The organism is Pseudoduganella namucuonensis, assembly GCF_900116645.1.
In the GTDB taxonomy this organism is placed as follows: domain Bacteria; phylum Pseudomonadota; class Gammaproteobacteria; order Burkholderiales; family Burkholderiaceae_D; genus Rugamonas; species Rugamonas namucuonensis.
Genome location: NZ_FPBO01000014.1, coordinates 89,128 through 112,728 on the forward strand (window position 1 = coordinate 89,128; position 23,601 = coordinate 112,728).

Below are 23,601 nucleotides of genomic sequence, written 5' to 3' on the forward strand. Positions count from 1 at the left end.
AGATTTTGTGAACAGGCCGGTCCGGGTGACCGGCCTGTCAAGCCGCCTGGGACCTTAGAACTGGTAGCCGCCCCTCACATAGTAGAAGGCGCCGTTGATGCCGAACGGCGAGAAGCTCGGCAGCACGAAGGCGTGCGAATAGCCTTGCGCGACGGCCTTGTCCGGGTAGCGGTTGAACAGGTTCTTCACGCCGGCGCTCAGGGTGAAGGCGGAGCTCACGGCGTATCCCGCCTCGATGTCGACGATGGTGGCCGGCGCGATGCGGTTGGTGTGGTATGGCGCGCCGCCGGTGTCGGGGTCGACCACGGTCAACTGCGTGGCGCCATAGCGCGTCGCGCGCAGGTTGGCGGTCCAGTCGCCGTTGAAGTAGTTCGCTCCCAGGATCAGCTTGGCCTTGGGCGTCGCCTCGATGATCGCCGACGCCGCCGCCGGACTCAGGCCGGCGGGGCGGTGGATGGCGGTGATCGTGTTGCGGTTCAGGTTCAGGCCCGCGCTCCACTTGACCGCCCCCAGGGCGCCGTAGTTGCTCGAATACGTCGCCGTCGCGTCGACACCGCGCGAGCGGGTGTCGGCGCCGTTGGTCAGGTAGCTGACCGTGGCGCCGCTGATACTCGGATCGAGGACGGCGCCGTGCGCCACGATGGCGGCGTTGGGGCCGGCGCCCTGCAGCACGCCGGAACCGATAATGCGGTCGCGGATGGCGATCTGGTAAAAGTCGGCGGTGACATTCAGGCGCGGCGCGAGCGTGGCGACGATGCCGACGCTGATGTTGGTCGACTTCTCCGGTTCCAGGGCTTTGGCGCCGGCCAGCGCCGCCGCCGCCGAGTTGGTTGGCAGCAGCACGTCGGCGTAGGTCGGGCCGACGTTGGTGGCCGAGTAGAATTCCTCCTGCAGGGTCGGCGCGCGGAAGCCGTTGCTCACCGTGCCGCGCACGGCGAACGTGGGCGACACCTCGTAGCGGCTGGTCAGTTTGCCGTTCACCGTGTTGCCGAAGTCGCTGAACTTTTCGGCCCGCGCGGCCACGTTGATTTGCCATTGCGGGCTCAGGCGCGTGCCCAGGTCGACATAGGCGGCGAGGTTGCGGCGGCCATGGGTGCCGGCGTCGCTGAGGGCGTAGCCCAGGAAACCGTCGGGACCGAAGTCATAGCGCGACGCCGGGTCGCCCGCGCCCAGGGAGTACGACTCGCGCCGCCATTCCATGCCCAGCGCCACCGACAGCGGAGCGCTCCAGCCGAGGTCGAACGATTTGCCGAAGTCGGCGTTGTTGGTCCACTGCGAGAAGGTGTAGGAGCCGCAGTAGAAGACGCTCGGCGAACTGCCCGTGTCGCGCAGCAGCGGACGGTTGACGGAATGCTCGGTGCCGATCTCCATATAGTCGCGGCCATAGGTCGAGCTCAGGTCCCAGCGCCAGCCGGAGGCGGCGACGCCCTTGACGCCCACGGTCAAGGCGTAGTCGTCCTCCTTCACCGTTTCCAGCGGCGAAAAGCCCATCGGGTACATGGCGGGCGCCTTCTCGGGCGTGCGCCAGTTCTGCCAGCTCTCGGAATCGCGGTGCGCGGCGGTGGCGATGGCATACACTTCGGCGCCGCCGCCCAGGCGCAGGCCCGCGTTGACGCCGGCGTTGGCGAAGCGGCTCTTCGGGTCGCCGCTGATCCGGCTCGGAAAGGGTTCCGAACTCGGCGAGCGCGGCACCAGCGGCGTGCCGAAGCCGCGCGTGGTGACCAGGTCGGCGCCGGTCTGGTTGGTGAAATCGTGGTCGCGCACCTGCGCCGACAAGTGGAGGTAGCCGTCCTTGCCGAGCGCGAAACCCTTGTTGATCGACAGGTCGCGCGTCAGACCCTGGTGCTCGCGGTGGGGGTTGACCTTGCTGTCGCCGTGCTGGCCGATCAACAGGCTGAGCCCGCCCTCGCTGGGGGAGGATTTGAGGATGATGTTGACCACGCCGGCGATCGCGTCCGAACCGTACTGGGCCGCCGCGCCGTCCTGCAGGATCTCGATGTGATCGACGGCGGAGACCGGAATCAGGTCCAGGTCGGCCGGCGAGGTGTACTGGTTCGGGCCGTTGTCGGCGGCGATGCTGGCCGTGTTGTGGCGGCGCTTGCCGTTGACCAGCACCAGCACATGGTTCGGGCTCAGGCCGCGCAGTTGCACGGAGCGGATCATGTTGCCGATGTCGCCGCCGACCGATTGCGAATTGTAGGAAGGAACCAGCGCGGTCATGGCGTCGAACAGGTTGCTGGCGCCGGTCTCGGCCAGCTCGGCGGCGCTCACCACGGAGATCGGCGCGGCGCTGTCGCGCAAGCGGGTGCCGGCCTTGCGGGTGCCGGTCACGATCACCTTTTCCAGGGCCGCGGCCTGGGAGGCCTCGGCCTTCGATTCGGTGGCCGGCGCGTCCGGCGCCTCGGCCAGCGCGGCCGGGCTGCCGAACACGGCCGCGATCGCGAGTGCCAGGACGGTGGGCGCGTGCCGCTTGCATTCAATTTGTTGCATCAAAGTTCTCCCTGTTATGTTTTATAAAATGATGAATCGCGGTCAAGATTAGACCACCGGGAGCGGGATACAAACGGCTGGGTATCGGCGACGTTGAGGCATATTCGACCGTATTGGGACACGATCGCGACACAAGCTGCGGGCGCCGCCATCGGACGCGTGGTGCGGGGGAATCCCGCGCGCCGGGCGCGCGGGAGGGGGGCGGGAAGGTCGGGCGGAATCAGGCAGCTTGGGCGGCGAGGTCGCTGAAACGGCCAATATGGTAGGGCTCGATGGGCGTCGAGGTGGCGCCGGTGGCGATCAGCTCGGCCATCACGTCGCCCACGCCGGGGCCCAGCTGGAAGCCGTGGCCGCAGAAGCCGAACGCGTAGTGCAGGCCGCTGACCCGGGCGCTGGGGCCCATCACCGGCTTGTCGTCGCGCATATAGCCTTCGATGCCGCTCCACACGCGGATGATGTTCAGCTTGGACACCACCGGCGCCAGCCGCGCCATCTGGCGGAACTGCGCCAGCGTGTGCTCGGGCAGCACGTAGGCGCGGCGCGTGTCGGGATTCGCCGGGCCGCGCCCGCAGCCGCCGAACACGATGTTGCCGCGCTTGACCTGCCTGAAGTAGAGCGAGGTCTGGATCGACGGCACCGCCACGCCGATCGCCGGGCCGATCACATAGGGCACCGGCTCGGTCACGCCCATTTGCGGGCCGCGCACGTCCATCGGCACGTGCTCGCCGAACTGCGCGGCCATCTTGTCGCCCCACGCGCCGCTGGCCACCAGCAGCACGGGCGCGCGGTACTCGGCGCCGCCGGCGCAACTGGCGCGGAAGTCCACGCCGTCCTTGACGATGGACAGCACCTCGGTGTTTTCGATGATGTGGGCGCCGGCGCGGGCCGCCGCGCGGGCGAAGGCGGGCGCCGCGAGGCGCGGGTTGGCGTGGCCGTCCTCCGGCGCCAGCGAGCCGGCGATCACTTCCTTGCCGAGGAAGGGATAGCGCTGCCGTATGGTTTTTTCGCCCAGGATGTCGAGCGCCAGGCCGTGGTGGCGCGCCTCGCTGGCGTACTTCTCCAGCACCTCGATGTGCTGCTGGTCGTAGGCGCAGCGCAGGTGGCCGGTCTGCAGGTATTCGGCGTCCTCGCCCAGCAGTTCGGGCAGGCGCTGCCAGACGCGGTGCGCGCGGTGCGACAGGGGCAACTGGGCCATGGGGCGGCCCTGGCGCCGCACGTTGCCGAAATTGACGCCGCTGGCCTGCTGGCCGGTGAGGCCGCGCTCCAGCAGGATCACGGACACGCCGCGCTGGCGCAGGAAGAAGGCGGTGCTGGCGCCCATCAGGCCGCCGCCGACGATGACCACGTCCGCGTGGGTTGGATGGCTCATGCCTGTTCCTCCCTGGTTTGGATGGATAGGGGTTTGACGGGCGCCTGGCCGCGCAGGCGGCCCACCTGCTCCAGCGGCACCTTGGCCGCCGCCGCGATCACCTCGGCGCCGGCCTGGGCGCAATAGCGTCCCTGGCAGCGGCCCATGCCCACGCGGCTGAAGGCCTTGGCGCGGTTGGCCTCCTGCGCGCCCATCTCGTTCACGGTGCGGCGCAGCTCTCCCGCCGTGACGCATTCGCAGCGGCAGACGATGGCCTGGTCCGGCAATCGCGCCGCCTGTTCGGCGGGCCAGGGGAAGGCTTGCACCAGGCCCTGGCGGAAGCGTTCCATGCGGCGCTGCGCCTGGCGCAACTCGGCCGCGCGCGCCTCGCGCTGCTCGCGCCGGGCCTGGTGCAGGTCGTCCAGCGCCGCCATCGCTGCCAGGCGGCCCGCGTTCTCGGCGCCCTCGGCGCCCAGGATGCGCGCGCCGTCGCCCGCCAGGTAGACTCCGGGCACCGAGCTGCGGCCGTCCAGGCTCACCTCGGGGAACCACTGGCGGGTCGCGGCGTCGAAGCGGAACGCGCAGCGCGCGAGGTCGGCCAGCTGGGTTTCGGGGCGCAGATGGTAGCCCATGGCCACCGCGTCGCATTCGACGCTGTGGCGCTCGCCCCCCGCGTCTTGATAGGCCAGCGTGCGCACGCCGTCCTCGGCGTCGCCGCCGATCTCCAGCGGCGTCACGCCGGACAGCACCGGCACGCCCGCCTTGCGCAGCGCGGAGATGTAGGACATGCCCAGGCGCAGCAGCCCGGGACGGGCCAGCAGCTTGGGCAGGGCCGCCGCCTGGTGCCGCAGGCGCGAGGTGTCCAGCACGGCGGCGATGGAGGCGCCGGCCTTCAGGTACTGGTAGGCCACCAGGTAGAGCAGCGGCCCGCTGCCGAGGAACACCACGCGGCGGCCGACCGAGCAGGCCTGCGACTTGAGCGCGATCTGCGCCGCGCCCAGGCTGAACACGCCGGCCAGCTCCCAGCCGGGCACCGGCATCAGGCGGTCGGTGGCGCCGGAGCAGATCAGCAGCGCGTCGTAGGGCAGGCGCTCGTTGCGGCCGTCGCGCACCGCGTGCACCTCGCCGTCGGCGATGTTCCAGGCCAGCGTCTCGGGGCGGTAGTCGATCTTGCCGCGCAAGGCGTCGAAGCCGCGGTGCAGGCTCTCGGCGCGCGCCGCCTCGCTGCCGTACAGCGTGGCGTAGCCGCGGGTGAAGTGCGCCGGCTGGCGGCGGTAGATCTGGCCGCCGTCGCGGCGTCCCTCGTCGATGACGACGGGACGCAGGCCCGCCGCCACCAGCTCCTCGGCGGCGCGCACCCCGGCCGGTCCGGCGCCGATCACGATTACGCGAGCTTCAGCCATGCCGCCTCCGTGTTCCGTGTGATGATCTGCAGGCCGTCGCGCACCTCGGTCGAGCAGGCGCGCAGGCGTTCGCCGTCGGCGGTCCATACCCAGCAATCCTGGCAGGCGCCCATCAGGCAAAAGCCGGCGCGGCGGCCTTCGCCGAACTCGGAGGTGCGCAGCGCGCGGGCGGCGTTCAGCATGGCGACCAGCAGCGTGTCGCCTTGCAGCGCGGTGGCCGGCGCGCCATCGATGGTGAAGCTGACCGGCTCCCTGGCGGTCTCCGCCAGGCGGACAAATCGTGAATTCATGCGACTTCTTCCTCGAAACGATGTAAGGGGGATTGCATCTGGACCAGCACGGCCGGCGTGTGGTGGCACAGGATTTCGCCGCCGTTGGCCAGCCGCTGGCGCGGCGGCGCCTTGTGGGTGCACAGGCCGTCCACGCGCAGGCTGCAGCGGGACAGGAAGGTGCATAGCGGCCCGGCATCGGCATCGGCGCCGGGCGCCGAGCCCAGCGCCGGCAGCCGCGTGGCGCCGCGCGCGCACACCCCGTCCAGCCAGCCTTGCTCCAGCTTGGGCACGGACGAAATCAGCAGGTGCGAATACGGATGGAAGGGCGCCTCGCCCAGCGCCTCGCGCGGCCGCGCCTCGACCTTGCTGCCGGCGTACAGCACCACGATCTCGTCGCAGATGGCGCGCACCGTGCTGATGTCGTGGCTGATGAACATGTACGACACCTTCAGTTCGCGCCGCAGCTCGGCCATCAGGTCCAGGATGGCGGCCGCCACCACCGTGTCCAGCGCGGAGGTGATCTCGTCGCACAGGATCAGGTCCGGCTCGGCGGCGAGCGCGCGGGCCAGGTTGATGCGCTGCTTCTGGCCGCCGGACAGCTCGCCGGGCAGGCGGTTGGCGATGGCGGCGGGCAGGCGCACCAGGTCCAGCAGCGCCAGCACCCGCTTGCGGCGCGCCTCGCCCTTCAAGCCGTGATAGAAGGCCAGCGGCCGGGCCAGGATGGCGCCGATGGTGTGCGCCGGGTTGAGCGAGGTGTCCGCGTTCTGGAACACGAACTGCACCCGCTGGTGCATCTCGCGGGTGCGGCCCTGGTCGCAGGAGGGCAGGGCGGCGCCGTCCAGCAGCACCTGGCCGCGGGCGATCGGCACCATGCCGGCCACCACCCGCGCCAGCGTGGTCTTGCCCGAGCCGGATTCGCCGATCACGCCCACCGTCGCGCCGCGCGCGATGGTGAGGTTGATGTCGGTGAGGATGCGCTTGGACGGCAGGCCGTCGCGGCCGACGGGACCGTAGCCGGCCGTCAGGCCGCGTATGTCCAGCAGCGGCGGCGCGCTGCGCGTCAGCTCCGGTATCTCGATGCCGATGTCGCGCACCACCGGTTCGGCCGCCGCCAGCAGGCTGCGCGTGTAGTCGTGCGCCGGCGCCTCGAGCACCTGGGTGGTGGCGCCGTCCTCGCGGATCTCGCCGTCGCGCAGCACCACGATGCGGTCGGCCATCTGCGCCACCACCGCCAGGTCGTGCGACACGTAGACGGCGGTGGTGCCGAGCTGGCGCACCACGTCCTTGAAGGCGCGCAGCACCTCGATCTGGGTGGTCACGTCGAGCGCCGTGGTGGGCTCGTCCAGGATCACCAGCGCCGGGTCGGTGATGAAGGCCATGGCCGCCATCACGCGCTGCAGCTGGCCGCCGGACACCTGGTGCGGATAGCGCGAACCGAGCCGCTCGGGGTCCGGCAGGGCCAGGGCGCGGAACAGCTCCACCGCCTTGGCCTCGGCCTGGGCGCGCGGCATGGTGTGGTGGATGGCGGCGCTCTCCACCACCTGGTCCATCAGCGTCTTGGACGGGTTGAAGGCGGAGGAGGCGCTTTGCGCGATATAGGCCACGGTGCGCCCGCGCAGCGAGGACAGGCCGTCCTGGTTCAACTCCAGCACCTGCAGTTCGCCCACCCGCACCGAGCCGCCGGCGATGCGGCAGCCCTGGCGCGCATAGCCCATCAGCGACAGCGCGATGGTGGTCTTGCCGGAGCCGGACTCGCCGATCAGGGCCAGCACCTCGCCCTGGTTGATGGCGAAGTCCACCCCCTTCACGATGGGGAACTCGACGCCGTCGTCGTTGCGCGCGACCACGCGCAGGCCTTGTACTTGCACTAACGGTTTCATCATGCGTCCTTCCGCTTGCCGCGCAGGTTGTCGATCAGCAGGTTCACGCCGATGGTCAGCGTGGCGATGGCCAGCGCCGGCATCAGCACGGCGGGCGCGCCCTCGGGCAGGCCGCCGATGTTCTCGCGCACCAGCGAGCCCCAGTCGGCCTCCGGCGGCTGCACGCCCAGGCTGAGGAAGGACAGGCCGCTCAGCAGCAGCACGGTGAACACGAAGCGCAGGCCGAAGTCGGCCAGCACCGGCCGTATCATGTTGGGCAGGATCTCGACGCAGCCGATATAGGCCATGCCTTCGCCGCGGGCGCGGGCCGCCTGCACGAATTCCATGGCCTGCACGTTGACGGCCAGCGCGCGGGCGATGCGGTAGGCTCCGGGCAGGAAGCCGATCGCCGCGGTCAGGATCAGCACCGGCACCGAGGAGCCGAAGGAGGCCACCATCATCAGCGCGAACATCTTGCTGGGGATGGAGATCAGCGCGTCCAGCGCGCGGCTCAGGCCGGCGTCCGCCCAGCCGCCGGCGACGGCGGCGTACAGGCCGAGCAGGGTGCCGCAGCCGCTGGCCAGCACCGTCGAGGCCAGCGCCAGCGCCACCGTGTAGCGGGCGCCGTACAGGATGCGGCTGAGCATGTCGCGCCCGAGGTAGTCGGTCCCCAGCGGGAACTGGGCGCTGACGACGCCGAACACCTCGGGGTCGACGATGGCGGCGGCGTCGTGCGGCGCCATCGCCGGGCCGGCCACGGTGACGACCAGCCAGAACAGCACGATGGCCAGGCCCAGCAGGCCGGAGGGCGGCAGCGCGGACAGCAGGCGCTTGCCGGGGCGCGCCCGCGCTGGCGCGGACGGAACGGGGGTGAGGGCGGGAGTGGTCATATGTTTCGCAGCCTTGGGTTGGAGACGATCGCGCAGATGTCGGCCAGCATCACCAGCAGCAGGTAGGCGCCGCAGAAGATCATGGCGCAGGCCTGCACCAGCGGGATGTCGCGGGTGGTGACGGCGTCGATCATCAGGTTGGCGATGCCGGGATAGTTGAAGATGCTCTCGACGATCAGCACGCCCCCCAGCAGGTAGGACAGGCTGAGGGCGACCGCGTTGGCGATCGGGCCGATGGCGTTGGGCAGCGCGTGGGTGAGCACGATGCGCACCGGGCGCGCGCCTTTGAGGCGCGCCATCTCGACGTAGGGGGAGCGCAGCTGGTCGATCACGGCTGCGCGCGTCATGCGCGCCATCTGCGCCACGATCACGCAGCACAGCGTGAACACCGGCATGGCGTAGGCCTTGAGGAACTGGCCCAGGTTGACGATGTCGGCCGTGTGCGACAGCGCCGACAGCCAGCGCAGCTTGACGGCGAACAGCAGCACCGCCAGCGTGGCGATCAGGAACTCGGGCACCGACACCAGCGACACGGCCAGCATGTTCATGCCGCGGTCGAACGGCGAACCGCGGAACATGGCCGAGACGATGCCCAGCGCGAGCGCCAGCGGCACCGAGACCAGCGCGGTGGCGCCGGCCAGCACCAGGGAGCTGGGCAGGCGTTTGCCGATCAGTTCCGAGATCGGCTGGCCGTTGACCAGCGAGCTGCCGGCGTCGCCTTGCAGCATGCCGCCCAGCCAGCGCGCGTAGCGCTCCGGCGCCGGCTGGTCCAGCCCGAACTGGGCCCGCAGCGCCGCCACCGCCTCCGGCGTGGCGGCCTGGCCCAGCGATTCCTCGGCCGCGTCGCCCGGCAGCAGGTTGGTGATGCCGAACACCACCACGGAGACGATCAGCAGCGTCAGGGCGCCTATGCCCAGGCGGCTGAGCAGCAGTTTGCCTATAGTTGAATTCATCCCGGAGGCCTCAGTGTAGTTTGTCCTGCAGTTTGTAATAGGCGCCCACCAGCGGCAGGAACCACGCTTTGCCGTGATAGCCGGGGATCGCCGGCCAGTCCAGGCCGCGCCACGGATTGCTGTCGGCCTGGCCCGCCATCACCTCGGCCATCTTCTGGCCCATGTGCACCGACATCTGCACGCCATGGCCGCTGTAGCCCAGCGAATAGAACATGCCCTCGTGTTCGCCCGCCCGCGGCAGGCGGTCGGCCGTCATGTCCACCAGGCCGCCCCAGCAGTAATCGATGGCGGTGCCGTCCAGCTCCGGGAACAGGCCCACCATGGTGTCGGCCAGGATGCGGCCGCTCTTGGCGTCGGACTTGGGGTTGGACAGCGCGAAGCGCGCGCGGCCGCCGAACAGCAGGCGGTTGTCCGGCGTGATGCGGAAGTAGTTGCCGATGTTCTTGGTGGTGACGTAGTTGCGCCGGGTCGGCAGGATGCCGTCGATCAGCGCCGCCGGCAGCGGCGCGGTGGCGATGATGAAGCTGCCCACCGACACCAGGCGCCGGCGGAAGTAGCCGAACGGTCCCAGGCTGGAATTGCCGGTGGCGAGGAAGACCTGCTGCGCGTCGATGGCGCCGCGCGCCGACGTCAGGCGGTAGCCGCCGGCGGTGCGCTCGATGTTCTGGACGGCGGCGTCCTGGTAGACGCGGGCGCCGGCGCGCACCGCCGCCTCGGCCAGGCCGACGCCGAATTTACCCATGTGCATCTGGGCGCCCTGGCGCTGCAGCAGGCCGCCGTGGAAGCCGGTGGCGCGGATCTCGTCGTCCAGGCGCGCGCGCGGTATCAGCTCGATGCCGGGATCGACGCCGTCGCGCAAGCGGTCGTAGGCGCGCTCCAGCTTGGCGAAATGCTCGGGCTTGGCGGCCAGTTTCAGTTTGCCGCAGCGGTGGAAGTCGCAATCGATGTGTTCCTTCTCGACCAGCCGTTCGACCGTGTCCACGGCCGCGTCGTAGGCCCGGTAGAAGGCGCGGGCCTGGTCCTCGCCGAGGCGGGCGGCCAGGTCGGCGTAGTCGTGCGCCAGGCCGGTGTTGCACTGGCCGCCGTTGCGGCCGGAGGCCTCGCCGGCGACGCGGCCCGCCTCCAGCAGCACCACGGAGGCGCCGCGCCTGGCCAGCGCCAGCGCCGCCGACAGGCCGGTGAAACCGCCGCCCACCACCACGACATCGGCGCGCGGCACCACCGGACCCTGTGCCGCCCCCGTGAAGGGCGGCGCCGTATCGAGCCAATATGATTCCAGCTTCATTCCTGCTCCTCGCTCATTTGATCTTGGACGCATCGTTCGGGATGCGTTTTGCTAAATCCATTACACCATGGCGGGGGCTGCGCAATATTCCGTATTGAGCGACCGGCGAGACACAAACGACGGTTTTGACGGGTGGGCGCAGCACACATTGCTGCGCGCGCGCCGGGCCGCGCCCCGCGCCGAAACGCCGCCTTCCCCCTCGTGGGCGCCCGAAGCAGGATCTACGGTTGGGCGCCGAACAACACAAGCTTGCGTGTGCAACGGCGCCCTCGGCCACATTAAATGCTGCGGCTTCGGGCGTAGCATTCGGATATGCAGTTTTTATTCCAGTTTACACACAAGGACCCTCGCCATGCATAGTATCGATCCAGACAGCATCCAGTTCAACCGCGGCCATTTCATCGGGGGGCGCGCGGTCGCGGGAAGAATTGAAATGGACGTGCGCCGGCCGTCGGACAACCGCGTCTACGGCGGCCTGCCGGTGGCCGACCAGGACCTCGTCGACATGGCCGTGCAGAACGCCTGGACCGCCTTCAAGACCAGCGGCTGGGCCCGGCAGGCGCCGCGCGACCGCGCCCGCGTGCTGCGCCGCTGGGCGGACCTGATCGAGGCCGACGCCGGCCTGGCGGCGCTGGAGGCGGTGGGCTCGACCCGCCCCATCGCCAACGCCGTCGGCTGGGACGTGCCCTTCACCGCCGAGGGCATCCGCTTCTTCGCCGAGTTCGCCGACAAGGTGGGCGGCGACGTGGCCGCCACCCGCGCCGACACCCTGGGCATGACGGTGGCCGAGCCGTACGGCGTGATCGGCGCCATCGCGCCGTGGAACTTCCCGCTGGTGATGGCGTCCTGGAAGATAGGGCCGGCGCTGGCGGCCGGCAACGCGGTGGTGCTCAAGCCCTCCGAGCTGACGCCGTATTCCGCCGTGCGCCTGGCCGAGCTGGCGATCGAGGCCGGCATGCCGCCCGGGATCTTCAACGTGATCCAGGGCGACGGCCGCGTCACCGGCGACGCGCTGGTGCGCCACCCGCGCGTCGCCAAGGTCACCTTCACCGGCTCCACCCGCACCGGCAGCGCCATCATGGCCGCCTGCGCGCAGACCGGCACCAAGCCGGTGACGCTGGAACTGGGCGGCAAGAGCCCGCAACTGGTGTTCGCCGACGCGCCCGACCTGGACAAGGTGGCGCGCATGGTGGCCGGCGCCATCGCCGGCAACGCCGGGCAGGTGTGCGTGGCCGGCTCGCGGCTGATCGTGCAGCGCGAGGTCGCCGAGCGCTTCGTGGCCGGCGTGAGCCAGGCCTTCGCGGCCATGCGGGCCGGCCACACCTGGCGCGCCGACACCACGCTCTCGCCCATCATCACCCCCGCGGACGCGCAGCGCATCGACGGCATGGTGCAGCGCACCGTGCAGGCGGGCGCGCAACTGGCGGCCGGCGGCAAGCTGGCGGCGGTGGAGGGCGAGGGGGCCTACTACGAGCCCACCATCCTGACCGGCGTGACCGAGGGCATGGAGGCGGTGCGCGACGAGATCTTCGGCCCGGTGCTGACGGTGCAGGTGTTCGACGACGAGGACGAGGCGCTGGCCCTGGGCGACCATCCATCGTACGGGCTGGCCGCCGGCGTGCATACCTCGGATATCGGCCGCGCGCTGCGCTGCGCGCAGCGGCTGGAGGCGGGCACGGTGTGGATAAACCGCTACGGCCGCAGCGACGATTTCGTGCTGCCCACCGGCGGCTTCAAGCGCTCCGGCATGGGCAAGGACCTGGGCCGCCAGGCCTACGAGGCGAACCTCAGGTTCAAGACCGTGCTGGTGGACTTCATGCGCTAAGATCACGTGTTGAAATCGCGCGCTAAAACAGTGCGCCGCGCGCCCGCTGTCGGGCCGCGCCACCGCCGGCGGCACCGTTCCGGTGCGGCTAGCAAAACGGCAGCAAGTTGTGCTGCCGGGCGGATGGAAAACACATATTTGCGTTTTGTGACAGGGCGATTACAGGATAAACCGGCGATACAGCCGTGATGTAATCGTTAGCAGTAGACGCCTTACCAAGTACATTCACACCTAACTAGGAGTTTGTCATGTATCCCACTCGTCACCGCACCCTGGCCCTTTTCCTGGCCGCGACCTATCCCCTGGCCGCGTTCGCGGCGGACGCCGAACCCGCCGCCGAACCGGCCGCCGCCACTGAAAGCGCGGCGGCCGCGCCCCAGGCCGAGGCCGACAACAACAAGCGGGAAGTGGTGGTGGTGAAGGCGTCCCGCCAGAACTACCGCGCGCTGTCCGCCACCGGCGCGACCAAGACCGATACCTTGCTGAAGGACCTGCCGCAGAGCGTGCGCGTGCTGACGGCCGACCTGCTGAAGGACGTGGGCGTGACCAACCTGGCCAGCGCGCTGGACCTGTCCAGCGGCATCTCGCGCCAGAGCAACCTGGGCGGCCTGTGGGACAGCTACGCCATGCGCGGCTTCACCGGCGATCCCAACTTCGGCTCCGACTACCTGGTGAACGGCTTCAGCTCCAGCCGCGGCTACAACGGCCTGCGCGATTCGGCCAGCACCGCCAGCGTGGAAGTGCTCAAGGGCCCGGCCTCCGCGCTGTACGGCCGGGGCGAACCGGGCGGCACGGTCAACATCACCACCAAGAAGCCGCGCTTCGAGCCGAACTATTCGATCGACCTGTCGGCGGGCAGCTACAGCACCTACCGCGGCGCCGTGGACCTGACGGGCGGCGTCACCGAGTCCGTGGCCTACCGCCTGAACGCGGCCTACGAGAAGGGCGACAGCTTCCGCGACACCATCAGCACCGAGCGCAGCTTCTTCTCGCCGTCCTTCATCTGGCTGATCGGCGACAGCACCACGCTGTCCTACGAGGTCGAGGCCAGCGAACAGCGCGTGCCCTTCGACCGCGGCGTGGTGGCGGTGGGCGGCGTGCTGGGGCTGGTGCCCAATTCGCGCTTCCTGGGCGAACCGAAGGACGGCCCGACCGTGGTGAAATCGCTGGGCCACCAGGTCTTCCTGCAGCACGAGTTCAACGATCAGTGGAAGCTGCAATCCGGCCTGTCCTACCGCGACAGTGAGCTGAAGGGCTTCTCGACGGAGGCGAACAACCTGCTGGCCGACGGCCGCACCTTGCGCCGCCAGCGCCGCCACCGCGACTTCTCGGCCACCGACGTCTCCGGCCGCGTCGAGGTGCTGGGCAAGTTCAGCACCGGCGCCGTCGTGCACAACGTGCTGGTGGGCGCGGACGCCTACCGCTTCGACGACCGCCGCGTGCAGCTGCGCCGCAACCCGAACGCCACCAATCCGTACGCGATCGACATCTACAACCCGGTCTACGGCGGCGTGGCCGATCCGCTCACGCTGTCCATCGACACCAAGGAAAGCCAACGCGCGCACTCCTTCTACGCGCAGGACCAGGTGGACCTGACGGACCAGTGGAAGGCGCTGCTGGGCATACGCTCGGACAGCTACGACCAGACGGTGACCAACTATCGCCTGAACGTCTCGAACACGCAGTCGCTCAGCGCGACCAGCCCGCGCCTCGGTCTGGTGTACCAGCCGCTGAAGACCATCTCCCTGTACGCCACGGCGGCCAAGGGCTTCCGCCCCAACAGCGGCATCAGCCTGGACAACAAGGCCTTCCCGGCCGAGGAAAGCCGCTCGTACGAGGTCGGCGGCAAGCTGGAAACGGCGGACGGCAAGATCACCGGCACGCTGGCGCTGTACAAGATCAGCAAGGAGAACGTGCTGACCACCAATCCGGTCAACACCGACTTCTCGATCTCGGCCGGCGAAGTGGGCAGCAAGGGCGTGGAGCTGGACGTGTCGGGCGAGATCTTCCCCAACGTGCGCATGGCCGCCGCCTACGCCTACACCGACGCCACCGTCACCAAGGGCGACAACACCATCGTCACCGGCAGCCGCTTTCCCAACGTGCCCAAGCACAGCGGCACGCTGGTGCTCACGCCGACCTTCAAGGTGGGCACGGGCACCGCGACGCTGGGCGGCGGCCTGAACTACGTGGGCGAACGCCTGGGCGACGTGGCCATCTCCAGCAACTTCCGCCTGCCGGCCTACACCACCGCCAAGCTGATCTCGTCCTGGTCGCCGAACAAGAAGCTGCGCCTCGCGCTGAACGTGGACAACCTGTTCAACAAGCGCTACTACGCGAGCTCGTACAGCCAGGTCTGGGTCGCCCCCGGCACCGAACGCACCATCACCCTGAACCTGAACTACAAATTCTGAACCGGAGCGCATCGATCATGAAGAAACTGAACAAGGCGGCAACCCTCATCGCGCTGGCCGCGTCGCTGGCCGGCGGCCTGGCCGCGGCGCCGGCGCAGGCGCACGGCATCTGGTTCGCGCAGCGCGCCACGCAACTGGCCTTCCTGTACGGGGTGGGCGCGGACGACCTGGATTCGCTCAAGCGCCTGCCGCAGGTGACCAGCGTGACGGGCTACGACAACGCCGGCAAGCCGGTGGCCACCGGCCTGCAGCCCGACGGCCGCCTGGTGCTGGTGAACCTGGAGAACCAGCCGGCGGTGGTGGCGGCTGTGCTGGACAACGGCACCTGGAGCCGCACGCCGGACGGCAAGTGGCACAAGAAGGGCAAGGACGAGGTGCCGACCGCGGTGCTGAGCGAGCGCACCATCAAGTACGGCGTGCACCTGCGCGCGCCGCTGGCGGCGCCGCTGGGCGCGCTGCCGGGCCACACGCTGCAGCTGTCGCCGGTGGACGCCGCGCTGCCGGCGATGCTGGGCCAGCCGATCAAGTTGCGCGTGCTGTACCAGGGCAAGCCGGTGGCCGGCGCCAAGATACTGCACGATTTCCTCAACGACCCGGACGGCGCGCCCGTCGTGAGCGGCGCGGACGGCATCGTCACGCTCCCGGTGCGCAACCAGGGCTTGAACGTGATCGTGGCGGTCTACGAGTCGCCTTCGGACCAGCCCACGAAGTACTCCCGCATCGAGCACCTGGCGTCGCTGTCCTTCGTGCTGGCGCACGCCCCTGAATAATCGAACCGCAAAGGAATCGTGATGAAAAAGATACTTGGAATGATCGTCCTGGCCACGGCATCCCTGGCCTCCGGCCTGGCGGGCGCGCACGGCTCGCCCGTCGCCAACCACGGCGGCATGGTGCAGGCGGTGGGCGAGACCTGGCTGGAGCTGGTGGTCAAGGGCGACAAGGTGGAGCTGTACGTGCAGGACGACGGCGACGACATGCCGGCGGCCGACATGGGCGGCAAGGTGACCATCGTGAAGGGCGCGGCCAAGTCCGAATTCGCGCTCAAGCCGGCCGGCGGCAACAAGCTTGAGGCGCAGGCGCCGGGCGCGGTCAAGGGCAGCAAGGTGCTGGCCGTGCTGATCCTGGCGGACAAGAAGACCAAGGTCAGCGCCGGCTTCGACATCAAATAGGGCGCGGATGCGACAGTGGCTCGCCAGTCCATGCGATTGGCTCGCGGGGCCACGCCGCCGATGATCAACGGCGGCGCCCTCCGTGGTGAAATGGTGTTCACGACAACATCACCCACCAAGGAGACCTCGAAGATGAAATTGCTGGCAAAGATAGCCCTGGCCGCCTGCCTGGCCGCCCCCGCGGCGCAGGCCGCGAACAACCTTCCCATCGTGATGGTGCACGGCTTCCTGGGCTTCGGCCCGGATTCGCTGCAGGGCACCGGCTTCCTGTACTGGGGCGGCTTCAACGACGTGGCCGGCCACCTGCGCACCAGCCAGCGGCAGGTGCATGTCGCGGCGGTGGGGCCGGTGAGCTCGAACTGGGACCGCGCGGTGGAGCTGTTCTACCAGATCAAGGGCGGTTGCGCGGACTGCGGCGCGCGCCGCACCGCCACCAGCGCCTGGGCCGGCAAGATCCAGAAACCGGCCGGCAAATGCTGGGCGGCGGACCCCAACAACAATCCCAACAACTATCCGGTGGCGCTGTATCCCCAGTGGGACGCGCAACACCCCATCCATCTGGTGTCGCACAGCCAGGGCGGCCAGACCATCCGCACGCTGATCCAGCTGCTGGAGAACGGCCCGCCCAACGGCAGCGAGGGCGACGGCGCTCTGTACACCGGCGGCAAGACCGGCTGGGTCAAGAGCGCGTCCACCATCGCCACGCCGCACAACGGCACCACGCTGCGCGACGTGATCGTGGACTTCGTGCCCAAGGTGTCCGAGCTGGCCGGCAAGATCGTCGAGGTCGCGGGCCTGGGCGGCAGCACCAGCGCCATCTACAAGTTCCGGCTGGAGCAATTCGGCCTGGCGCAGGGGCCGGCGGAATCGATCGGCGACTTCATCGCGCGCACCAAGGGCGCGCCGTTCTGGAACCTGGCCAACCACGACGCGGCGCAATGGGACCTGGGTCCGGACGGCGCGGCCGAGCTGAACAACTGGGTCAAGACCTCTCCGAACGTCTACTACTATTCGATCGGCTCGCGCGCGACCGAGCAGGGTAGCTTCTGCTGCAACAACACCGACCGCGTGATCGCGCCGTTCCAGAGCGGCAGCTACCAGTACGCGCGCAACGACATGATGTTCTTCCTGCGGAACACCGCCGGCGAGTGGGTGGTGCCGGCCATCCTGCAGCCGGGCATGGGCTCGTACCGCCAGACCGCGGCCGGACGCGTGCCGACCGACGCCACGTGGTATCCGAACGACGGCGTGGTCAACACGGTCAGCATGCGCGCGCCGGCCGGGCAGCCCAACCGCAACTATGACGGCAGCTCGGTCAAGGGCAGCTGGAATTACCTGGGCTATTACAACCAGCACGACCACTTCGACGTGATCGGCTGGGACACCTCGTCGTCGTCGACCTACGCGATCTACGACAATCTGGCCTCCATCCTGTACGGTCTGTAACGATGCTGCACGCAGCAGCCCTCGTGGCGGCCGCCGTGGCGCTGGCCCTGGGATTGTGGCAGGGCATGCGCGATGGCGCAGCCGGCGCCGCGCCGGCGCGCGACATGGCGGCGACCTCCAGCGCCGCCATGGACGCGATCGCGGGCGCCGCCATGGCCGGCGGCCGGCAAGCGGCCGTCCCCGCCGCGGGAAACGGCCGGGCGCGGGCCAAGGCCGCCGCGCCACCCGCGGCGGACGACGCCGGCGCGTTCGACCGCGACGCCGACGCGCAAGCCGGCGCCCGCGCCATGGCGAGGCGCATCGCCGCCACCGAGGCGGCGGTGAGCCAGGGCCGGCGGCAGGGGCAGGGCGAGGACGCGGTCTATGCCCTGCGTTCGGCGCGGCTTCCGGCCGCCCAGGTCGCGCAACTGATGGAAATGGAGCGCGCCGAGGCCGCGTGGCACGCCCGCGAGGCGCCGCAAGCGGCTCCGCCACGCCTGACGCAGGACGCGCCGTAGCGGACGCCATACAAGCTGCTGCGCCGGCCGCCATAAAAGAGGCATTGCATCGCAAACGGGGAGATAGTCGGCACCTCTTGCGGCGGGGGGATGGGTATCATGGAATTGTTTTGATACGCCATCAATCTCATCGAAAGGGCAACCATGAGCATCATCTTCCGACCAAAATACATCAGTTTCGACTGCTACGGCACCTTGATCTACTTCCAGATGGCGCCGGTGGCGCGCAAACTGTTCGCCGACCGCATCAAGCCGGAAGACATGGACCAGTTCTGCAAGGACTTCTCGTCGTTCCGCCTGGATGAGGTGCTGGGCGACTGGCAGCCTTACTACGATGTGGTCTACAACGCCGTGCTGCGCACCGCCAACCGCTGGAAAGTGCCGTTCCGTGAAGCCGACGTGGCCGAGATCTACGCCGCCGTGCCCACCTGGGGCCCGCATCCCGACGTGGTGGAGGGCCTGGCCCGCATCGCCGACAAGATCCCGCTGGTGATCCTGTCCAACGCCATGGACGCGCAACTGGTGCACAACGTGGAGAAGCTGAAGGTGCCGTTCCACCGCGTGTACACGGCGCAGCAGGCCAAGGCCTACAAGCCGCGCATGCGGCCCTTCGAATACATGATCCAGCAGTTGAACGCCAAGCCGGAAGACTTCCTCCACGTCTCGTCCAGCATGCGCTACGACCTGATGACCGCGCACGACATCGGCATCAAGGACAAGGCCTTCGTCAATCGCGGCCACGAGCCCGGCACGCCGTTCTACAACTACGCGGAAATCGCCGACATCGGCGGCCTGGCGGGGCTGGTCGGCCTGTAATCAGTCATTCATTGCGGTCCCTTCAATGCGCCTTCCAGGCGCATTTTTTTCGCCCTAGCGCGGGCGCGCAAGGAAAAAAGAAGAGAAAAGAAAAGCCCTCCCGATGCCGGGAGGGCCTGGAACCCGCGATTACCGCTTTTACCGCGTCGGCCTTAGAACTGGTAGCTGGCCTTGGCGTAATAGAACGCGCCGTTGAAACCGAAGGGCGAGAAGCTCGGATACACATAGGGCTGCGAGAAACCGCGCGAAATCGCCTTGTCCGGGAACCGGTTGAGCAGGTTCTTGATCCCCGCGTTCAGGGTCAGGTTCGACGTCAGCTGATATCCGCCGTCAAGGTCGAAGATGGTGGCCGGATTGATGCGGTTGGTGTGGTAGGGCGCCGCGCCGGTGTCCGGATCGGACACCGTCAACTCGGTGGTGCCGTAGCGGGTCGCCCGCAGGTTGCCGCTCCAGTCGCCGTTGAAATAGTTCGCGCCGAGGATCAGCTTCGATTTGGGCGTCGCGTCGATGATCTGCGAAGCCGCCGCCGGATTCAGTCCGCCCACCCGCTTGATGTTGGTGAACACGTTGTGGTTCAGGTTCAGGGCGGCGCTCCACTTGACCGAGCCCAGGTCGCCGAAATTGCTGGCGTACGTCGCCGTGGCGTCCACGCCGCGCGAACGCGTGTCGGCGCCATTGGTCAGGTAGCTCACCGTCGGCCGGGTGATGCTGGAATCGAGCACGCTGCCGTGGGCGACGATGGCGGCGTTGGCGCCGCTGCCGCTGATCACGCCGGAACCGACTATGCGGTTGCGCACCGCGATCTGGTAGAAATCGGCGGTGAGATTCAGGCGCGGCACCGGGGTCGCGACGATGCCGATGCTCAGGTTGGTCGATTTCTCCGGTTCCAGCATCTTGGCGCCCGCCAGCGCGGCGGCGGCCGTATTGGTCGGCAGCATGACGTCGGCATAGGTGGGCCCGACGTTGGTGGCGGAGTAGAACTCCTCCTGCAGCGTCGGCGCGCGGAAACCATTGCTGACCGTGCCGCGCACCGCGAACGTCGGCGCCACCTCATAGCGGCTGGTGAGCTTGCCGTTGACCGTGTTGCCGAAGTCGCTGAACTTCTCGCCGCGCACGGCGACGCTGACCTGCCATTGCGGGGCCGGTTTCACGCCCAGGTCGACATAGGCCGCGATGTTGCGGCGCGAGTGGGTGCCGGCGTCGTTCAGCGCATAGCCTTGAAAGCCGTCCGGGCCGAAGTCGTAGCGCGAACCGGGGTCTCCCGCGCCTATGCCGTAGGATTCGTGGCGCCACTCCAGCCCCAGCGCCACCGACAGCGGCGCGCTCCAGCCCATGTCGAACGACTTGCCGAAGTCGGCGTTGTTGGTCCACTGCTTGAAGGTGTACGAACCGTCATAGAAGCTGGTGGGCGAGCTGCCGGTGTCGCGCAGCAGCGCGCGGTTGACGGTGAATTCGCCGCCGGTCTCGACGTAGTCGTGGCCATACACGGAGCTGAAGTCCCAGCGCCATCCGGACGCGGTCACGCCCTTGACGCCCACCGTGAGCGCATAGTCGTCTTCCTTGACGGTGGTGAGGGGCGAGAAGCCGAGCGGGTAGACGGTGGGCGCCTTGGTCGGGGTGCGCCAGTTTTGCCAGGCCTCGGCATCGCGGTGCGCGGCGGTGGCGACCGCGTAGGCCTCTGCTTCGGCGGACAGGCGCAGGCTGGCGTTGACGGCGGCGTTGACGAAACGGCTCTTCGGGTCGCCGCTGACCCTGCTCGGGTAGGGATCGGAGCTTGGCGAGCGTTGCACCGGCGCGCTGCCGAAGCCGTTCGAGGTGACCAGGTCGGGCCCGGTCTGGTTGGTGAAGTCGTGGTCGCGCGCCTGCATCGACCAATGCAGGAAGCCATCCCGGCCCAGCGCGATGCCCTTGTCGATCATCAGGTCGCGCGTCAGGCCGTTGTGCTCATGGTGCGGGTTGATCTTGCTGTGGCCGTGCTGGCCGGCCATCAGGCTGGCCGCGCCATCGCTGGGCGAGGATTTCAGGATGATGTTGATGACGCCCGCGATCGCGTCCGAGCCATATTGGGCGGCGGCGCCGTCCTGCAGGATTTCGATATGGTCGATCGCCGAGACGGGGATCAGATCCAGGTCGGCGGGGGCCGAGTACTGGTTCGGGCCCGTGTCGGCGGCGAAGCTGGCGGTGTTGTGGCGGCGTTTGCCGTTGACCAGCACCAGCACGTGGTTGGGGTTGAGGCCGCGCAGCTGCACCGAGCGGATCATGGCGCCGATGCGGCCGGAGAGCGATTGCGAATTATAGGAAGGCACCAGCGCGGTCATCGCGTCGAACAGGCTGCTGGAGCCGGTTTGAAGCAGGTCGGACGCGTCGACCACGGAAATCGGCGCGGCGCTGTCGCGCAGCCGGGTGCCCACTTTCCTGGTGCCCGTGACAATCACCTTGTCCATGGCCGTCGACACCGACGCGTCGGCCTTCGATTCGGCGGGCGCCGTCTCGCCGGCGGCGGCTTCCTGCGCCAGGCCTGGCGCGGCGTGGCTTGCCAGCAAGGCGGCAACGGCCAGCGCGATGGCGCGCGGCGCCGTTTTTTCCATGGGCGTGCTATCCGCCGCGGTGCGCGTGCGCTGTTGGGTCCTCTTGTTCTGCATTTATGTCCTCTTCCTCTGTTTATCTCTGTTTATATATAAGTCGCGGTTCGTACAGCGGGCTCATTAGAACATTGAAGTAAACACACATTTGCTTGGAACGGCGAACCGCGAAAGCATGAATCGCCGTATTTTTACGCGCCCATGGCAGCGCGTGCGGGACGGTGCAAGGGGGTGTGGCGAGCGCGGCCGCCGCACCGTGAAGGTGCGGTTTTCGCACCATTAAGGTCAGAGGTCGAGTACCAGGAGGGAGCCGCGGGCGCGGGAGCAGCAGGGCGTGAAACGGTCGTTGCGGGCTTTTTCCCCGGGGCTGAGGCATTGGTCGCGGTGCTCGGGTTCACCCTCGAGGACGCCGGTGACGCAGCTGCCGCAGACGCCATGCCCGCATGAGGAACGCACGGCCACACCGCCGTTCGCCAGCGCCGCCAGGGCGCTGACGCCGGCGGGCACGTGGATCACGCGGCCGCTGCTGGCGAGGCGGATGTCGAAGGGCAGTCCGGGCGTGGTGTCGGTCGCGCCCGCGAAGTATTCGCGGTGGACCCGCTCCTCGGGCCAGGCGTGCCGCGCGGCGGTCGCGATGACCGCGTCCATGAAGGCGGCCGGGCCGCAGACGTAGACATGGGTGCCGGCCGCCGGGAACGCCAGCAGGGCGTCCAGGTCGAGCCGGGTGGGCGGGCTGCCCTCGCTGTAGTGGAAGTGCACGCGGCCGGCGAAGCGCGCGCCTGCCAGCGTGCCGCGGAAGGCGGCGCGCTGTTCGTCGCGGCAGCAGTAGTGCAGCTCGAAACCGGCGCCGTCGGCCGCCAGCTGTTCGGCCATGCTCAGGATGGGCGTGATGCCGATGCCGCCGGCCAGCAGGATGGTGTGGCGCGCCTCCCGTGCCAGCGGGAAGTGGTTGCGCGGCAGGCCGGTTTCAATGGTGTCGCCCTGGCGCAGCATGTCGTGCATGGCGCGCGAGCCGCCGCGCGAGTCCTCGCGGCGCAGCACGGCGATGCGGTAGCGCCGCGTTTCGCGCGGATCGTTGCAAAGCGAGTACTGGCGCACCGCGCCGCCCGGCGTGAGCACGTCTATGTGGGCGCCGGCGCTGAACCGCGGCAGCCGCTTGCCGCGCGGCGCGGCCAGTTCGAAGGAGCAGATGCCGTCCGCCTCCATCGTCCTGCGCGCCACGACCAGCCGCTGGCGTGCGGGCGGCCGGCCATCGGCACGGCCGCGCAGGTAGCTCGCGGTTCCCGTCCAGGCCAGCAGCGGCACGGCCAGCGCGCCCAGCAGCAACAGCAATTGGCCGGCGACGCCGCCTATCCAGCCATAGTGCAGCGCCAGCATCCACAGGTAGAGGCGATGGCCGGGCGGATGGGCCGCGTGGGGGAGATGGCGCAGCAGCGCGCCGGTGGCGGGGTCGAAATGGAAGTAGCTGAGCGCGTTGGCGTGCGGCGCGTCGCGCGCCACGACTTCCAGCGTGATCGGGTCGCCGGCGGATCGCGGCGCGCGCAATTGCAGTTTCCGCGGTTGCGGGGACAGCGCCTGCGCGCGCCGCCACAGCGCTTCCAGCGAAACCGGGACGGCGGGACGGGAGGGAGGCGCAGCCGCCGGCGCCACCGGTAGTCGCGCATCGCCGCCGATCGTCTCGACGGCCTGTTTCACCCATCCGAAGGCCTGGGGCAGGCCCGTGAGGGCGCTGGCCAGCAGTACGGGCGCGGCGTAAAGGGCGACGGTCTTGTGCAAATCGAGCTGGAAGGCCCGTCCGCGCAGGCCGGGCTTGAGCCGCCAAGCACCGCGCAGCAGGCGCGCGCTGGCGCGCCACCACAGCGCCATGCCGCCCACCGCCATGATGGCCGACAGCGCCAGCGCCAGGCCGCCCGCCAGCAGGTCGCCAAACGGCAGGTAAGCGAAGATGTGCACGCGGGCCAGCAAACCGAACGGGCCGCCATAAACGGCCTGGCTGCCCAGCACCCGGCCGCCGCATGGGTCGACAAAGATCCAGCGGCCGTCGCTGAAGCGCACCCGCGCGCTGGCCTCGGCGTCGCCGGCCAGCCGGATGGCGGTGAGCGGGCCGGATGCCGGACTGGATGCGCGGGCGGCGTCCACCAGCGCGTCCAGCGCCAGGGGCGCGGCGCACGAGGGCACGCGCACCAGCCCGGGCAGCAGCAGCGGTTCGAGCTGGGGACGGAAGGCCATGCCGGCGCCGGTGACCGCCACAACGATGAACAGCAGGCCGGCCGTCAGCCCGGTCCAGCGGTGCGCTTGCAGCAGGCGGCGCATCATGGCCTCCGATTTGGCTGGTCGTGGAAGCGGCGGGTC

Annotated in this window: 17 protein-coding genes and 1 pseudogene; 7 read left to right on the top strand and 11 right to left on the bottom strand. The window is 69.2% G+C overall.

Annotated features, from left to right (window positions below; translation table 11 throughout):
- Positions 1 to 54: 54 nt before the first annotated feature.
- The 8 genes from BM436_RS16260 to BM436_RS16295 all read right to left on the bottom strand — a co-directional run bounded on the left by BM436_RS16260 (position 55) and on the right by BM436_RS16295 (position 10,500).
- Entirely contained in the window at positions 55 to 2,490 is a 2,436-nt protein-coding gene (locus tag BM436_RS16260) for a TonB-dependent receptor plug domain-containing protein (protein ID WP_093556582.1), read from the bottom strand.
- Between the two features lie 220 nt (positions 2,491 to 2,710).
- The gene (locus BM436_RS16265) at positions 2,711 to 3,859 is read right to left on the bottom strand and encodes an NAD(P)/FAD-dependent oxidoreductase (RefSeq protein WP_093556583.1); all 1,149 of its coding nucleotides are present in this window, start codon (positions 3,857 to 3,859) and stop codon (positions 2,711 to 2,713) included.
- On the bottom strand, positions 3,856 to 5,241 hold the full coding sequence (locus tag BM436_RS16270; protein ID WP_093556584.1) for an FAD/NAD(P)-dependent oxidoreductase: 1,386 nt from the start codon (positions 5,239 to 5,241) through the stop codon (positions 3,856 to 3,858). Before BM436_RS16270 ends, BM436_RS16265 begins: the two co-directional genes overlap by 4 nt.
- Positions 5,223 to 5,531 (bottom strand): (2Fe-2S)-binding protein, encoded by a 309-nt coding sequence (locus BM436_RS16275; protein ID WP_093556585.1) that lies wholly within the window; start codon positions 5,529 to 5,531, stop codon positions 5,223 to 5,225. Before BM436_RS16275 ends, BM436_RS16270 begins: the two co-directional genes overlap by 19 nt.
- Positions 5,528 to 7,396: an ABC transporter ATP-binding protein gene (locus BM436_RS16280; protein WP_371859644.1), complete on the bottom strand. Its 1,869-nt coding sequence runs from the start codon at positions 7,394 to 7,396 to the stop codon at positions 5,528 to 5,530. The genes BM436_RS16275 and BM436_RS16280 overlap by 4 nt, the downstream gene beginning before the upstream one ends.
- Positions 7,393 to 8,262 carry an ABC transporter permease gene (locus BM436_RS16285; RefSeq protein ID WP_093556587.1) on the bottom strand — a complete coding sequence of 290 codons (870 nt, stop codon included), beginning with the start codon at positions 8,260 to 8,262 and terminating at the stop codon, positions 7,393 to 7,395. The genes BM436_RS16280 and BM436_RS16285 overlap by 4 nt, the downstream gene beginning before the upstream one ends.
- Entirely contained in the window at positions 8,259 to 9,215 is a 957-nt protein-coding gene (locus BM436_RS16290) for an ABC transporter permease (RefSeq protein WP_093556588.1), read from the bottom strand. The genes BM436_RS16285 and BM436_RS16290 overlap by 4 nt, the downstream gene beginning before the upstream one ends.
- Positions 9,216 to 9,225: 10 nt before the next feature.
- The gene (locus BM436_RS16295; RefSeq protein ID WP_093556589.1) at positions 9,226 to 10,500 is read right to left on the bottom strand and encodes an NAD(P)/FAD-dependent oxidoreductase; all 1,275 of its coding nucleotides are present in this window, start codon (positions 10,498 to 10,500) and stop codon (positions 9,226 to 9,228) included.
- 352 nt (positions 10,501 to 10,852) lie between these two features.
- Here BM436_RS16295 and BM436_RS16300 point away from each other — a divergent pair, with 352 nt between their 5' ends.
- The 7 genes from BM436_RS16300 (at position 10,853) to BM436_RS16330 (ending at position 18,667) form a co-directional block, all read left to right on the top strand.
- Positions 10,853 to 12,325, top strand: a complete 1,473-nt coding sequence (locus BM436_RS16300) for an aldehyde dehydrogenase family protein (protein WP_093556590.1) — start codon at positions 10,853 to 10,855, stop codon at positions 12,323 to 12,325.
- Positions 12,326 to 12,573: 248 nt separating this feature from the next.
- Positions 12,574 to 14,739: a TonB-dependent siderophore receptor gene (locus tag BM436_RS16305; RefSeq protein WP_093556591.1), complete on the top strand. Its 2,166-nt coding sequence runs from the start codon at positions 12,574 to 12,576 to the stop codon at positions 14,737 to 14,739.
- Positions 14,740 to 14,756: 17 nt separating this feature from the next.
- Complete coding sequence (locus tag BM436_RS16310) at positions 14,757 to 15,509, top strand: DUF4198 domain-containing protein (protein ID WP_093556592.1); 753 nt, start codon at positions 14,757 to 14,759, stop codon at positions 15,507 to 15,509.
- A gap of 21 nt (positions 15,510 to 15,530) precedes the next feature.
- A complete protein-coding gene (locus tag BM436_RS16315) occupies positions 15,531 to 15,908 on the top strand; it encodes a hypothetical protein (protein ID WP_143133172.1) in 378 nt (125 codons plus the stop codon).
- A gap of 132 nt (positions 15,909 to 16,040) precedes the next feature.
- The gene (locus tag BM436_RS16320) at positions 16,041 to 17,354 is read left to right on the top strand and encodes an esterase/lipase family protein (RefSeq protein ID WP_093556594.1); all 1,314 of its coding nucleotides are present in this window, start codon (positions 16,041 to 16,043) and stop codon (positions 17,352 to 17,354) included.
- 2 nt (positions 17,355 to 17,356) lie between these two features.
- Positions 17,357 to 17,851, top strand: a complete 495-nt coding sequence (locus BM436_RS16325) for a hypothetical protein (RefSeq protein WP_143133174.1) — start codon at positions 17,357 to 17,359, stop codon at positions 17,849 to 17,851.
- A 144-nt stretch (positions 17,852 to 17,995) separates the two neighbouring features.
- Entirely contained in the window at positions 17,996 to 18,667 is a 672-nt protein-coding gene (locus BM436_RS16330; RefSeq protein WP_093556596.1) for a haloacid dehalogenase type II, read from the top strand.
- 152 nt (positions 18,668 to 18,819) lie between these two features.
- Here BM436_RS16330 and BM436_RS16335 read toward each other — a convergent pair whose 3' ends face one another.
- From BM436_RS16335 to BM436_RS37885, 3 genes and pseudogenes are all read right to left on the bottom strand, one after another.
- The gene (locus BM436_RS16335) at positions 18,820 to 21,255 is read right to left on the bottom strand and encodes a TonB-dependent receptor plug domain-containing protein (RefSeq protein WP_177307259.1); all 2,436 of its coding nucleotides are present in this window, start codon (positions 21,253 to 21,255) and stop codon (positions 18,820 to 18,822) included.
- Between the two features lie 279 nt (positions 21,256 to 21,534).
- The gene (locus BM436_RS37880; RefSeq protein ID WP_229490369.1) at positions 21,535 to 22,455 is read right to left on the bottom strand and encodes a PDR/VanB family oxidoreductase; all 921 of its coding nucleotides are present in this window, start codon (positions 22,453 to 22,455) and stop codon (positions 21,535 to 21,537) included.
- A 72-nt stretch (positions 22,456 to 22,527) separates the two neighbouring features.
- A pseudogene (locus BM436_RS37885) lies at positions 22,528 to 23,565 on the bottom strand (PepSY-associated TM helix domain-containing protein); the annotation flags it as partial.
- Positions 23,566 to 23,601: the final 36 nt, after the last annotated feature.

Coding starts and splice junctions, on each gene's coding strand:
- BM436_RS16260 (WP_093556582.1), bottom strand. CDS start 2,490: ATGCAACAAATTGAATGCAAGCGGCACGCGCCCACCGTCCTGGCACTC.
- BM436_RS16265 (WP_093556583.1), bottom strand. CDS start 3,859: ATGAGCCATCCAACCCACGCGGACGTGGTCATCGTCGGCGGCGGCCTG.
- BM436_RS16270 (WP_093556584.1), bottom strand. CDS start 5,241: ATGGCTGAAGCTCGCGTAATCGTGATCGGCGCCGGACCGGCCGGGGTG.
- BM436_RS16275 (WP_093556585.1), bottom strand. CDS start 5,531: ATGAATTCACGATTTGTCCGCCTGGCGGAGACCGCCAGGGAGCCGGTC.
- BM436_RS16280 (WP_371859644.1), bottom strand. CDS start 7,396: ATGATGAAACCGTTAGTGCAAGTACAAGGCCTGCGCGTGGTCGCGCGC.
- BM436_RS16285 (WP_093556587.1), bottom strand. CDS start 8,262: ATGACCACTCCCGCCCTCACCCCCGTTCCGTCCGCGCCAGCGCGGGCG.
- BM436_RS16290 (WP_093556588.1), bottom strand. CDS start 9,215: ATGAATTCAACTATAGGCAAACTGCTGCTCAGCCGCCTGGGCATAGGC.
- BM436_RS16295 (WP_093556589.1), bottom strand. CDS start 10,500: ATGAAGCTGGAATCATATTGGCTCGATACGGCGCCGCCCTTCACGGGG.
- BM436_RS16300 (WP_093556590.1), top strand. CDS start 10,853: ATGCATAGTATCGATCCAGACAGCATCCAGTTCAACCGCGGCCATTTC.
- BM436_RS16305 (WP_093556591.1), top strand. CDS start 12,574: ATGTATCCCACTCGTCACCGCACCCTGGCCCTTTTCCTGGCCGCGACC.
- BM436_RS16310 (WP_093556592.1), top strand. CDS start 14,757: ATGAAGAAACTGAACAAGGCGGCAACCCTCATCGCGCTGGCCGCGTCG.
- BM436_RS16315 (WP_143133172.1), top strand. CDS start 15,531: ATGAAAAAGATACTTGGAATGATCGTCCTGGCCACGGCATCCCTGGCC.
- BM436_RS16320 (WP_093556594.1), top strand. CDS start 16,041: ATGAAATTGCTGGCAAAGATAGCCCTGGCCGCCTGCCTGGCCGCCCCC.
- BM436_RS16325 (WP_143133174.1), top strand. CDS start 17,357: ATGCTGCACGCAGCAGCCCTCGTGGCGGCCGCCGTGGCGCTGGCCCTG.
- BM436_RS16330 (WP_093556596.1), top strand. CDS start 17,996: ATGAGCATCATCTTCCGACCAAAATACATCAGTTTCGACTGCTACGGC.
- BM436_RS16335 (WP_177307259.1), bottom strand. CDS start 21,255: ATGGAAAAAACGGCGCCGCGCGCCATCGCGCTGGCCGTTGCCGCCTTG.
- BM436_RS37880 (WP_229490369.1), bottom strand. CDS start 22,455: ATGGAGGCGGACGGCATCTGCTCCTTCGAACTGGCCGCGCCGCGCGGC.